Annotated in this window: 9 protein-coding genes; all 9 read right to left on the bottom strand. The window is 41.2% G+C overall.

Features of this window, described 5'->3' with window-relative positions:
• Positions 1-950: 950 nt before the first annotated feature.
• A complete protein-coding gene (locus tag ACFO6W_RS04485; RefSeq protein ID WP_379994169.1) occupies positions 951-2,501 on the bottom strand; it encodes a glycoside hydrolase family 28 protein in 1,551 nt (516 codons plus the stop codon).
• Between the two features lie 2 nt (positions 2,502-2,503).
• Positions 2,504-3,484: a pectinesterase family protein gene (locus tag ACFO6W_RS04480; protein WP_379994168.1), complete on the bottom strand. Its 981-nt coding sequence runs from the start codon at positions 3,482-3,484 to the stop codon at positions 2,504-2,506.
• Positions 3,485-4,152: 668 nt separating this feature from the next.
• On the bottom strand, positions 4,153-5,313 hold the full coding sequence (locus ACFO6W_RS04475) for a glycoside hydrolase family 88/105 protein (RefSeq protein ID WP_379994167.1): 1,161 nt from the start codon (positions 5,311-5,313) through the stop codon (positions 4,153-4,155).
• A gap of 7 nt (positions 5,314-5,320) precedes the next feature.
• Entirely contained in the window at positions 5,321-6,952 is a 1,632-nt protein-coding gene (locus ACFO6W_RS04470; RefSeq protein WP_379994166.1) for a glycoside hydrolase family 28 protein, read from the bottom strand.
• A 9-nt stretch (positions 6,953-6,961) separates the two neighbouring features.
• A complete protein-coding gene (locus ACFO6W_RS04465; protein ID WP_379994165.1) occupies positions 6,962-9,430 on the bottom strand; it encodes a glycoside hydrolase family 95 protein in 2,469 nt (822 codons plus the stop codon).
• A gap of 34 nt (positions 9,431-9,464) precedes the next feature.
• Positions 9,465-10,766 carry a pectinesterase family protein gene (locus ACFO6W_RS04460; RefSeq protein ID WP_379994164.1) on the bottom strand — a complete coding sequence of 434 codons (1,302 nt, stop codon included), beginning with the start codon at positions 10,764-10,766 and terminating at the stop codon, positions 9,465-9,467.
• 5 nt (positions 10,767-10,771) lie between these two features.
• On the bottom strand, positions 10,772-12,331 hold the full coding sequence (locus tag ACFO6W_RS04455; protein ID WP_379994163.1) for a pectate lyase family protein: 1,560 nt from the start codon (positions 12,329-12,331) through the stop codon (positions 10,772-10,774).
• Between the two features lie 271 nt (positions 12,332-12,602).
• Positions 12,603-12,818 carry a hypothetical protein gene (locus ACFO6W_RS04450; RefSeq protein ID WP_379994162.1) on the bottom strand — a complete coding sequence of 72 codons (216 nt, stop codon included), beginning with the start codon at positions 12,816-12,818 and terminating at the stop codon, positions 12,603-12,605.
• A gap of 59 nt (positions 12,819-12,877) precedes the next feature.
• A partial coding sequence (locus tag ACFO6W_RS04445) for a transposase (RefSeq protein ID WP_379994161.1) occupies positions 12,878-13,166 on the bottom strand: 289 nt, incomplete at its 5' end.

Genomic DNA, 13,166 nt, shown 5'->3' with positions numbered 1-13,166 from the left:
ACTCAATTGGATAAGTATAAATCCGGATTCGGTGATGTCCCGCCTGCCTTGGTTATGACGGGGAACCATCAATCGGAGTATTTGCGCAGGCAACGCAGGGAAGCTATCGAAAAAGCTGTCAAGGAAGGGATACAAAGTAAGGAAAATCAAACAGATGGGTTTGAGGAAAGATAGCCAACTGAAGGAGTATCTTCCTTAGGTTATAACACCCCGGCGTTTTACTGAAAGTTCCAATAAACCTCGTAAGACGCCGGTTTTTATTTAGAAAGGATTTTTTACCATATGGTTTCCATATACGGATTATTATTTAAATCGCTATTAATCATTTAAAAGTAAGCGACCAGCAGTCTGTGCAAAAATATACGAGAAAATACTTACAACTTCACTCTCGCATCAATCCTATATAACCCGCAGCCTCTTTTTATCTAAAAAAACGGAATAAATAAAATTTAAACAATCCCTAAACCCAGCCTAAACAAAAAAGGAAGTTCACAAAATCACTTCGTTAACTCCCCAACCTTCACAAACTTTACAAAACTACATCCATAAAAAAGCATACGCAGCAAAAAGTTTTGAAGAAATCAGGATTAATATGAAAAAGACAAGAAATATATCCCTCAGGCAAAAAATAACAGCAGCCTTCCCCGGTTTGGAGTAAAAGTACCTTTAAATTGTTATTGTAAAAGCTGAATACCACAGTATTTATCAGTATCTCGGACAGAAATGTTCCGGATGCCGTTTCGAGAAATATATGTACATCTTTATAAACAGCATTATTATCAGTATATTCCATTGGTTTATTTCGTTCTGATAGTTTCTCTTGTGATTAAGAAAGTAGATTTGGGTCATATTTTTTCGAAAATCTATAATAAATGCAATATTAAAAGAGTTTTTCAGGATAAAATGAAATGCTATATAATAATGATATAAAAAATACGGCTGTTTTCATATTATTGCCCTGCTTCGATGGTTTTTACATTTTGCATGAAATTGTTGCCCCATATGATATTGCTGTTTTTTGCCGAATAAAAAATATCGGCGGGTGTCAGTTGGAAACAGTTGTTGACGAGTGTGTTCTCCACATTGTCAAACAAGATTACAGGCTGGTTAGGCAAAGGCTTTTTTGAACGGACATTGTCGAGTATAATATTCTTTGTGTCGGAGAAAGAAAAAGGACTACCCTTTTCAGATGAAAAATCCACATTGTGGAAATGTATGTTGGATGCCGTTTTTACGGTAAAGCCTTCAATTGCGGTCATGTTGATATTTGAAAATGATATTTCGTCGGCAGGCATCTCATCAATACCTGTAATATATCCGATCTTTTTTATATTGCTCCCTGTTACATCGCTTATATGAATATTGCGGAACACCGGGGTGCGTTCGCTGACAGGCTCAGCCTGTGATTCTTTATCGTAGAACAGGTCGAAGATGAAAGCATTGCGCTGAATATCGTTCATTATGATATTATTCACCCTTATTTCCTCTACCACACCTCCACGTCCGCGTGACGCCTTTAAACGAATGCCTGCATCCGTACCGTTAAATACGCAGTTGGATATTGTTACTTTTTTTATACTACCTGACATTTCGCTGCCGATAACAACGCCTCCGTGCCCTGTCAGCATTACACAATTGGTAACTGTAATGTTTTCGCAAGGCCTGCCGTAAATCCGGCCGTCTTCATCCCGTCCCGACTTGATGGTGATGCAGTCGTCCCCGACACTGATAAAACAATCCGATATGCGGACATTGCGGCACGAAGAAGGGTTTATGCCATCTGTATTGTGTCCTTTGGGATTAGCCCACGGATTGTACACTGTTACGCCCGTGATGACAATGTTGTCGCAGCCTTCGGGATTGATAGTCCAGAACGGAGAATTTTGGATTGTAATGCCCTCTATCAAAATGTTCTTACATTCGAGGAACTGTATGAACGGTGGACGGAAGAATTTGCGTTCAAGCGACTTTTCATAATATGGCGAAACTTTTATGCCTTTGTTGGCATCGAGCCATTTCTGCTGGAATGAATTTGTCGATAATGTTTTTCCGTTGTTATTTATTTCGTCAATAATACGCCTCGATTCAGCCCACCATGTATGTCCCTGCCCGTCTATTATTCCCCGTCCTTTAATGGTTATATTTTCCACATTACGGGCATAGAATAAAGGTGACAGGCTGTTCATGAACACACCCTCCCAACGCATCCTGACAAAAGGGAGGTAGTCTTCGAAGTTAGTTGAAAATTTCAACGTTGCCCCTGCTTCAATTTCTATTGTAATATTACTTTCCATATGTATTGCTGCCGTAAGGTATTGTCCGGCAGGGAAATAAATAGTGCCACCACCTTCCTGTGCCGCTTTCCTGATTGTATTGTTGATCAAGGCCGTACATGCTTTTGCCCCTGTTGTGTCTGCACCCATATCCTGCATGTTATAAATCTTTCCTTGCATAATCAGAAAGCACAGGGATAAGATAGTTAACGCTGTTAGTCGTTTCATAATCAATATTTGTATTTTTTATTTACTAAGGGATTCCAGTTGTCGGAACCTTTCATTACGTTTTCTACAGTATATTTCCGGGCTTCTTCGCTAGTAAGTATTTTTACCCATTCCACACGGTTCCCGGTTTTTGATCCCACACCGGTGTTGTTGTATTCCATATACCGTGCTGTTTTTTCATTCTCTTCTTTTCCCCAGTTGTGCCATCCTTCGGGCCTGACACCTTCGGGTAATTCAGTATTCATAAACAAAGTCATGGCATAAGCCCTCCATGGGCGCCCCAAATACATCCTGTTTACGTCTTTGCCTACTGTAATTTTGCAGTTGTTAAATATATAACCAAACTCAATATGCTGAGATGTACTTGCCGCTGTTATATAAGAATTTTTCTTGCAATGTACCTCACAACATTCGAACCAGCATGTGGACGGGCCGAAAATGAAATCGGTAGTCCCCTCGATGTAACAGTTCTCAAAATAGATACGGGAAGCTTCTTTCCCTGTATATATCGTATCCTGATGGCCTAAAAAACGGCATTTGCGGAATATGATGCGATCCCCCTCCACATGCAATGCTACAGCCTGCCCCAATGGAAGCGAGGAATTTTCGATGGTCAGGTTTTCCATGCTGATATCATTGCCGCGTATAAGGAATGTATAAGTCCTGAATGTCCCCATCTTGTTGATGTTGGCATGGTCGTCAAAGTTGACCACCGTGTTTTCGATGCTTTGTCCTATTATCCTCAAATTGCATATATGAGTCGGTATTTCCACCTTCTCTTTATACACTCCGTCCATAATAAATATAGTGGTTATTCCTGCCGGATTGAAGGCTCTGACAGATTCTACGGCTTCTTGCAGGTTTCTGTAATCGCCCCAGCCGTTGCGGTCGACAACAATATCGTATTTCAGGGAATCCTGCCCGAATGTTGACAGGGATAAAAGTAGAAGGAGAACTAACAGATGAAATTTGTTTAAAGACATGGCATCTAATTATGTTTTTATTCTTTAGGTAATTTGGTTTAATGATAAACTTTTACAAGCATAACGCAATATTAATATGATCTGGTTTTATTTCATGATGATAATTTGGAATTTATAGAGTGTTAAATTGGAATTAACAAAACATAATACAGAACAAGTTTTTCAGGCTAAAAGGTCAAAGAATAAATCCTTTGGCATTAATTCCGGCTAGAAAGCTGAGGTTTTCTTTTCCTACATTGACAGGGTTTAAGAAAATTTATCAGACAATTTGGAAAATAAAAAATACCACCTATAAAAGCTCTTGAAAAAAGATTATCCAAACTTGGAACAAGTGAAGTCCAGTAGGGGGAAATGCTTGCCAGAACTATATCATCATATAATGAATATCAAAACTTGACTATGCGGAACACATCACTACATTTCAAAAGAAAGGCGCCAAAGTTGTCTCAATGAGTAGATGTAATAGACACAATCTTTGACTAGCTCATTAAATACATGGTGAAAGCCTATTAGAATATATACGATAGTCTGACGAGGGTGGACTAAACACCTATATTTATTAAAGTATGGAATTTTTTGCGCGTTACGAATATTTTTATCTTGTTCGATTCTGCTTTTTAGTGAAGTATTTAATTTTACATTAACACACTAATATTTTCTCATAAGTATTACCTATCTAATAATATGCTAGCCATAATAAAAGGGCTTACCGCCTTAGGATCATTGTCCCGTATAGGTTCGGAAATATAGTATTCGAAACTCCCGTCCCTGTAAACCTTCTCGCCACCCAGACCGGAAACTGCACAGCAGTCGGTTACAGACAATTCACCACCAGCATCTTTCCGGATAAATCTTTCGATATATTTATCATAAGCATCTATTCCCTTCTGTAAATAGCCATTGTCGAGATAACCTTTCTGCGCCCCCTTAATCCAAGAATATATAAACATGATAGATCCGGTCGATTCGAGATAGTTACCCTCTCTTCCAAGTTGATTGGTCACCTGGTACCACATACCTGTTTCTTTATCCCTAAATTTTTCAAGGGATTGTGAAAGATTTTTTAAAATAGAAATTATTTCCTGACGTTGTTTATGATCCTTAGGAATAAAATCAAGCGCATCTACTACCGACATCATATACCAACCGATACTTCTCGACCAAAAATTAGGAGACAATCCGGTTCGGGGATCCGCCCATCTCTGTTGGCGGCTTTCATCCCATCCGTGATAATATAAGCCTGTTTTTTTATCATACATATGCCTGTGTACATCGATTATCTGCAAAGCGACATCATCAAACAAAGCCGGCTCATCAAACTGTACAGCGTATTGTACCAAAAAAGGGCAAGCCATATATAGTCCGTCCAGCCAAACCTGATGTTGGTATATTTTTTTGTGCCAAAAACTTCCATTTGTAGTTCGCGGATGTGTATTCATCTGACTACGAAGCAAGGTCAAAGCTTTGCAAAACCGTTCCTCTCTGGTTTTTTCCAGCAGTGGAAATAGTATTTTCCCAGTATTTATCCGGTCTATATTGTATTCCTCCGGTTTATATGTCTTTATTTTACCTTCATCATTAATCATCATATCCGCATATTCATAGACATAATCATAGTATCGTGAACTGCCCGTCCTTTTCCATACCTGCAGGATAGACTGCATCTCCAGTCCATGACAATAATTCCATCCGGGAGTTTTGGAAAAATCGATCATCCAGGCTTCCGGATTACGTCTCATCTCTGAATCTGCCATTTTTTCATAGTTTTTCTGTGCACTGCATGAGCAAAGAGATAAAAGTAAAAACAACCCTATAAATGCATATTTCATCTTCTAGTTATTTTAAGTTCTCCACAATATTATTTTTATTTATAGCCTTTGGTAATTGTATTGTCTTATTCTTATTACCAGTAATGCGTACAGCTTCAGTTAACTGTTCGGGATATTTAAAGCCATTTACCTGCATATCCTTCACATTATTCAGAATTAAAGCAGGGCCTGTCTCCGGTATTATCTCGATATTCGTCAATTTGATACGCTCCAACTCGGATAGCTCTGCACCTGTAACCGCTGTGATAACCACATTTTCCACATGGATATTATTTATATTCATCTCTGGTAATCCATTAAAGAACATGGCGCGTTTAGCATTGCGTGAAATCAAATTTTTCACATAAATGTTCCTGAATACCGGAGTTGTTTCGTCAACCGGAGGAATATCATCCGGATTAGATTTGTCACCGTAATATAAATCGAAAAGAAAAGACTCGGTAGCAATATTAAACATATTGATATTATTGATATAAATGTTTTCCACCACGCCGCCTCTACCCCTATTGGCCTTAAATCTCAAACCGACATCCGTCCCCAGAAACTGGCAATTCGAAACTGATATATTCCGTACTCCTCCCGACATTTCGCTACCGACAACAAAACCTCCGTGCCCTTTAAAAACTTTACAATTGTCGACAATCAGATTAACCGCCGGACGCGCACGCCTGCGTCCATCTTCATCTTTCCCCGACTTGATACATATCGCATCATCTCCAACATCAAATACACAGTCTACGATGATCGAATTTACACACGATTCAAGGTCTATACCATCTCCGTTTTGTGAATAAGCCGGATTCCTTACCGTTATATTATCAATAATAACATTCTCGCACATCAACGGGTGAATATTCCAACTGGGTGAGTTTTCGAAAAGAACGCCTTCCAGCAATACATTCTTACATTCAATAAAACTAAGCATTACAGGCCTAAGATAATCTTTGAAAGATAGCCGGTCTTCATCCGAGAATCGTCCATTAGGCGTATTGGCATTTAAAGATTCACCCAAAAGTGATTTTTCACTCGGGAACCAATAATTCGAATCTTTCAGTACTCCTCCCGCCCCGACAACTTTATTCCAGTGAGATTCAGTTACCTTATCCTTTTTCAACGGCCGCCAAGCCTCCCCCGAACCATTTATCGAACCTTCTCCAGTAATAGCTATATTTTCTAAATTACGACCCGAAACAGGTGACTGACAACGATATGTATCCAAACCCTCATATACGGTTTTCACCAGTGGGTACAAATTAAAATCGGATGAAAAAAGTATCAAAGCTCCTTTTTCAAGGTGAAGATTAATATTGGACCGGAAAACAATAGGTCCGGTAAACCATATTCCCGATGGAACAATTAATGTTCCTCCACCCTTTTCAGATAAAGCCTTGAATGCTTTTTCAAAGACCTCCGTATTGATATACATACCATCAGCAATACCGCCATAGTCCTTTAAATTAACTTCATTCGGCGGAAATTGAGGGTGGTCAATAAACGGCATTTCGAAGGGCAAGCCTTCATAAAGGTATTTATATCTGTTTCCGGCATTAAGGGACGCGGTAAACCTTTCCGGAATCAGTAATATTGCAAAGAATAATAAAAATATGATACAAAATAGTTTATACAAATAATTCCTCATTTTCTATTTTTATTGATTATATTCAAATTCATAAATTTTCCCTTTTTCCGTTTCAATATCATAAAGGAATTCCGGATATGGAAACGTGGCCGTAACAGATGCGTTATCCGCTATCAACGGCTTCTTTACATCTTGTGTCGCTAACAGCGGATTAACAGATAATACGGATTGCGTATTATCCAGGGATTGTCCTTTCATTCTCAGGCTTTCTCTGCTGCATATTCGCAATGTGCCTCCAATATTGGACCTGATAACAACCTTTTTCACCTTTCCATTTTCCCAAGCCAGTTCTTCCAACTCAAAGCCTCCGCGGCATCTCAATCCCTTTACAGTCCCAACTGTCCATGCATCCGGTAATGCCGGAAGTAAGTGTACAGCTCCAGCATGGCTTTGTACTAACATCTCGGCAATGCCTGCCGTACAACCGAAATTGCCATCGATTTGAAACGGTGGATGTGCGTCGAACAGATTAGGATATGTTCCCCCGTTTTGCCCTTTCTCTTCGACTGTCGGTTTCAACTGATCTTCAATGAGTTTATATGCGTGATTTCCGTCGAGCAACCTTGCCCAAAGGCAAACTTTCCATCCCATCGACCATCCGGTAGAAGCATCTCCCCGGTGTATCAGGGAAGTTTTTGCAGCTTCGAACAAGGCGGAATCCTGATATTTCGAAATCTGATAACCCGGATAGAGTCCCCACAAATGAGATATATGACGATGATGATCGTTAGGGTTGTCCCAATCATACATCCATTCCTGCAATTGCCCCCAATTCCCTATTTGCATAGGCGGCAATTGTTTTACTACATTTTTCAGAGAATCAATAAAAGATCCGTTTTCAGATAATATTGAAGCAGCCTGTATCGTATTTGAAAACAGGTCGAAGACCATCTGATTATCCATTGTACATCCTGCGGTTATCACCCAATCTCTTTTCCCATCCACATTAGGAGCGTTTTCGGGAGAATATGAAGGTGCGACTACCAACCAGCCATTATCAGGTTCTTTGATTAGAAAATCCAAATAAAATTCACAAGCGCCCTTCATCATAGGATATACGGATTTGAGATAGTCATTATTTCCCGAAAACAAATATCTGTCCCATAAATGTTGGCAAAACCAAGCGTTACATGTAGGCCACACACCATATCTCGGACCATCTATCGCTCCTGTCGAACGCCAAATGTCCGTATTGTGATGTAAAGTCCATCCCCGGCAACCATACATAGCCGCACTCTCCCTGCCTGTTTTCGAAACGTCTTTTACAAGCTGGAGGAAAGGTTCATGCATCTCGACCAGATTGGTTACTTCCGCCGGCCAATAGTTCATCTCGACATTTATGTCGGTGGTATATTTCCCGTCCCAGGGCGCCTTGAGTTGATAATTCCAGATTCCCTGTAAATTGGCGGCCTGTCCTCCCGGTTGAGACGAACATATCAGCAGGTATCTGCCAAACTGAAAGTATAGTGCGGCCATCTGGGGATCGAATGTATGGGCAAATTCTTTTATCCTTATATCAGTAGTCTTTAAAGCCTGCCCGTTCATTCCCAGATCAAGTGAAACACGGTTGAAATATTTACCGTAATACGCAGAATGATCTGCCATATATTTTTCGAATGATTTTTTTCCGGCATTCTTCAAATAATCTTTTGCCGCTTTTTCGGAATCACCCGATATGTCTTTATAGTTTTTAAAATTAGTACCTGTCGATACATAAATAATCACACTGTTGGCATCGCTCACTTTCAGGGTGCTGTCAGACAAGACCTCCTGTTTTCCGCCGTCATTATCTATCCTGACCAGTGAAGTGAAACATACCTTTCCTTTGATTCCTTCAGTGTCGGATGTTTTTGCATCCAACCGTACCATTTTATTGTCGATGCTTTTTACCGCGTCTTTATACGGGCTGGTAAAACGGGTTGTAAAGCTTATTTTATTCTTTTCAGATGCGGTCAACCTTATTATCAACAATTGGTCTGTAAAAGAAGTAAAAGCTTCACGAATATATTTAACTCCATTTACCAAGAAAGTCGTTTTTGCCACTGCTTTTTCAATATCGAGCTCACGATAGTAATCATTGTATGAATCCACTCCTTCGAAGTCCAGATGTAACGAACCTACGGTCTGATAAGGCATCCCGTTAGCTCCCGTCGTACATATAGCCGGACCGCACAACTCCTGGGCCTTCATGTTTTGTCCTTCGAATATCAGTTGCCGGATTTGCGGCAAAGCATTTTTAGCCAAAGGATTGGTATTATTATAGGGAGAACCTCCCCATATTGTTTCTTCATTCAATTGGAATTCTTCATTAACTGGATTTCCATATACCATGGCTCCGATACGCCCGTTACCAAGAGGCAGCGCTTCGACCCATAAACCGGACGGACGATCATACCATAATTTCATTCCCGATCCTTGTTGTGCCGATAAACTCCCTGCCAGTAAAAATAAGAAGCAGATTATAACCGTTTTTTTCATGTTGCTTTATTTATTATTTAACCGATGTATTTTATTACTGGGATTTTAATCCTAAGGAACCATGACGATTTATGCCGCATATACTCAGAGCCGTAACTGTTCCGGATAAAACGCAGGATGTTTTTGTTGTAAAACCCACTATATTTTCCCCATCGAAAACAATATATCCGGTTACTTCAGGAATAGCCATCCAGGTAACTTTTCCCTCCTGAAATTTTATATTTTCGGGTGCTGGGAGCCTGTCCATCATTGCACGGGGATTCCATCCGTCATTACCATGGATAATATTTTCATACACATATCCATCAGCTTCCTCCCGGGTAATGGATGCAGGACAAGACCCTTTGGGCGCGTTTTCTCCACGACCTTCATATTCTGTCTTGCGAAGACTCAAGTCCAATACATTACCTTCCTGGTCACGGCTGTCATATTCAGCGAATAAGGCGGGTACAGCTCCCATGTTCGCCCATCCTTCGGGAGCGACAGGAATACGCATTGTCGTATGGATATAAATTGCGCGAGGCGAATTATGCCAGGGACGACCCAACTTTTGTTTGCCATCCGCCGCCGCACTGCTACCATCTATGGTACAGTCGCGAAACACATAGCCATATTTGGCTGTCTTATGGCTGGGGGCAACGATTACCGAGCCACTGCGCACATTATAAAATGTGCAGTTTTCGAGCAGGGCGTCGCCTCCCCCGTAAAAATAATCAACTGCTCCTTCGATCCAGCAGTCTCTCGCATAAATACGGTTTGCATCGTTTTTCATAGAGGTCATCCATGTATCCTGAAAAGACCGGAAAATACAATTGTTAAAAGCGACGCAATCGGCCTGAGTATTCATCGCCAATGCTTGTGGGCCACTTTGGAAATCCACTCCCCAATCGTTGATATACGAAATGTTTTCCGAATAAAAATGGGACCCCTCTATCCTGACGACCGCTCCTTCACATTTATACATTTCAGACGCCGGATTATGTACCGAATACTCCCAGTAGCCACGCTTTTCATTAGGAGTATTATCATCCGGTTTTCCACCGACATTCAATCTATGGTGAATGATCGTTTTATCTTTATCCTGGCCTATCAGGTGAATATTCGGTTTTGTCTTGGGTATGAATACTTGTTCCTTATACGAACCGTTTTTTACAAAAATCAGCCAAGGTGTTGCAGAATTATCAGGCGCCATATCAATCGCTTTCTGAATACTTGTATAATCACCACTTCCGTCTTCCGCTACCACGGCGTGGAATGGGGAAGAATTACCTTGAGCATATCCGTATACGAACATACTGACAAACAAGTATATTACTATGAGTTTTCTCTTAACCATTTCTTTTATTTCAGTGTATTCTGGTTTTGGGTTATATCCTCTACTAAACTATTCATATATATCTCCAGATTTGTATATCCGGCTTTGCTTAATATCGTAGTATTACCATCAGAAGCGTCTTGCGCGTTCAATTTATGGGCAATTTCCCATACATCGGGTATACCGTCTCCGTCTGAATCTCTCAACTCATCCGGGCTTATTCCCCCATTGCTCAATTCTGGCCATGCGCTCATTGCTCCTGCCGGCTTCACATCACTTGGCAAGTCGATCAATCCAGGTCTGTCCTTCGCATCTTTGGCTATGCTTCCAAAATAGGTCGCCGTACCGTTTCGGGTTTCTTCTGCGATACGCGAGTCGATAATATCGCGCTGCTTGGAGCATCCCGCGTATGCTACCACCAGTTTATAAGCTTGCTCTGCCGTATGTGTGGTAATTATACCTGTCTCCAAAGGAATGCTTAACCGTATTTCTTTTTTCACTTGCTCAGTAAAAGTATTGTCACATTGGGCATTATTGATTTGTCCGTAAATTCCTTTTGTCCAGTTGTCTTTTGTCACTTCGGCATTGTTTTCAATAATATTACCATCCACATAAAACCTGCCCCAGACATGTTCCATCGGTTTCCATGCGTTGGGCGTTCCGTCCTCACGGGTACAATACTTCGTAGTACGTACGCCGATAGCGGCAATACGGTAGCTGACCGGACTGTTCTTTGGGGTCGCAGGTCCCGGTTTGTAATAATTATTGACAATATTAACCTTCATTCCCTCACCGCCATAACAGCCGTTCCCGGCCCAATTATAGAAAACGTTGTTTCGCATATCCACATGCTCGCGTTCTTGAGTCGAAGCATGAGGACCAAGACGTGGTACCCGGCTTTCGTGGTGCGCCATCAGATTGTGATGAAACGAAGATTTTGCCCCACCGCAAATCGCCCCATAACCGTGACTCCCTTTTACATGTCCCGCATTACGAAGGCTTTCTGTTATGAAACACCATTGAACGGTCAGGTTTTCGCCGCCATACAAAGAACAAGTCTCATCAATCGACCAGCTGATAGAACAATGGTCGATAATCACATTATTGCTCCTTGAGCCGCCAAATCCATCGTAATCACCTCCACTTTCATTACCGACACGAAAGTGCAAGTAACGGACAATTACATTATCTGCTTTGATTGTTACCGGATATCCGGCTACGCAAACGCCTTGTCCGGGCGCGGTCTGTCCCGCGATTGTCAGATTGCCTTCCTTAACATCCAGACTACCATTCAGGAAAATAGTACCCGCTACATCAAAAACAATGGTACGCACTTCTTTTTGCTGAACGGCGTAACGAAATGTGCCTATATAATTCCCGTCCTCCAGGGTCGTCACATGATATACTTTGCCTCCGCGTCCACCTGTAGCATACCGTCCGAAGCCCTCAGCCCCTGGGAAAGCGGCAAGTTCATCATTGTATGTGCCCGAATCCGGTTCTCTGGTTCCTGATTGGTTATTCACATTGAATTTTCCACAATCACTCAGAAATAACAGCAAAAAAATGCATAAATAGTAAGGTTTCATACGTAAATAAATTATAGTTTATAGTCCCTAAATAGGACTTTTAGTTATTAAATCGTTATTTCAGACAAAACAAGAGATAACACTTATGGTAATAAATGCACGGTTATTGGATATATTAAAAGGGAACAGCCAAGAAAATTAAAATTTCATACACGTGGTTTATTCCACAATCTTTGGTACTTAGCTGTTGAAGTCAGTTTCATTGTCGGCTTATATGTTACCTATTTGGATAACTGGCGCCAGTAAACATCGACCTTTATTGTAATTTGAGCTATCCGGCTTTAGTATCGACCAAATCCACCTGATAGCCCAGTTTTTCCAACTCTTTCTTCAGGTAGGACTTACGTTTGGCTTCCATTTTCTGGTTGATATAGCCGGCTCCAAGTTCATGATAATCCTTTTGTGTACTTAGTATATGGTAGACAGACTTCAGGATCGAATGTCCTATAGCTACCAGGGCTCTTTTCTTGCCCCGTCTTGCTGCCAACCGGTGATACCTTGCACTGTAGAATGTATTCTTCGTCCTTGTCGCCGCCCAGGCAGCTTCTACGATTGCCGCTTTGGCGGATTTGTTGCCGTGGGTGGTTCGTCTGCTTTTTTTTTGCCCGCGCTCTCATTGTTGCCGGGAGATATACCTACCCAGGAGCACAGGTGCTTCTCGCTGGGAAAGACACTCATGTCCAATCCAATCTCGGCAATAAGGTCTTGAGCCGTTTTAAGGTTGAAGCCCGGTATGCCTTTGAGTAGTTCGATGACATTATCATAAGGGCTAAGCACCTGCCTGACTTTATCGTCAATCTCGGATATGATAACCTCTGAGGCGGCAATATCACGC

It is taken from the genome of Dysgonomonas termitidis, assembly GCF_042654545.1.
Taxonomy (GTDB): domain Bacteria; phylum Bacteroidota; class Bacteroidia; order Bacteroidales; family Dysgonomonadaceae; genus Dysgonomonas; species Dysgonomonas termitidis.
The sequence above is the reverse complement of the archived record's forward strand: the minus strand, read 5'-3'. Positions and strand labels throughout refer to the sequence as shown.